Below are 462 nucleotides of genomic sequence, written 5' to 3'. Positions count from 1 at the left end.
GCAGCATGTTCTCGTATATCTTCAGCTGGTTCTGGATCTGCTCCGCCAGTTGTGCGATCTGGGTGACTTGGTTGTTGATCTGCTCGGTCGACTGGCCGACCAGGCTGACCAACTCGCCGTTGTTGAGGAGCTGGGTCCATTCCGTCGCCCCACCTGTCGCCGCCCCGGATAGCGCCGGCGATACATGGGTCGCGATCGCTGCGAATGCCGCGGCAGCGGTAAATCTAGCCGTTCTCAAGGAGTGCTTCGGCATCGCCAATTCCTCTCTGTTGAAGCCATCGCGCCGGCCAGCCGTCGCCATGCTCGGCCTTCAGCGCGAGAATCTGCTTAAGATCGTCCTTGCCGGAGGCGCCGGCGAAGGAGAGCGCGACGGGTCCGAGCGCCATGTCGAAGAGCCGCCGTCCTTCCGGCGAGGCGACGTAGTATTCGCGCTTGGGCAGCGCCGTCGCCACGATCTCGATC

1 protein-coding gene and 1 pseudogene are annotated in these 462 nt (G+C 63.2%); both read right to left on the bottom strand.

What is annotated here, in order from left to right; genetic code table 11:
- Positions 1 to 253 (bottom strand): annotated as a pseudogene (locus EOA27_RS39855) (conjugal transfer protein TrbJ); the annotation flags it as partial.
- The coding region (locus tag EOA27_RS39850; RefSeq protein ID WP_145970965.1) for a hypothetical protein at positions 225 to 462 on the bottom strand (238 nt) is incomplete at its 5' end. The gene EOA27_RS39850 and the pseudogene EOA27_RS39855, both read right to left, overlap by 29 nt.

Source organism: Mesorhizobium sp. M2A.F.Ca.ET.037.01.1.1, from assembly GCF_003998075.1.
Lineage (GTDB): Bacteria > Pseudomonadota > Alphaproteobacteria > Rhizobiales > Rhizobiaceae > Mesorhizobium.
Note: the sequence above shows the minus strand (reverse complement) of the source record. Positions and strands in the feature narration are given on the sequence as shown.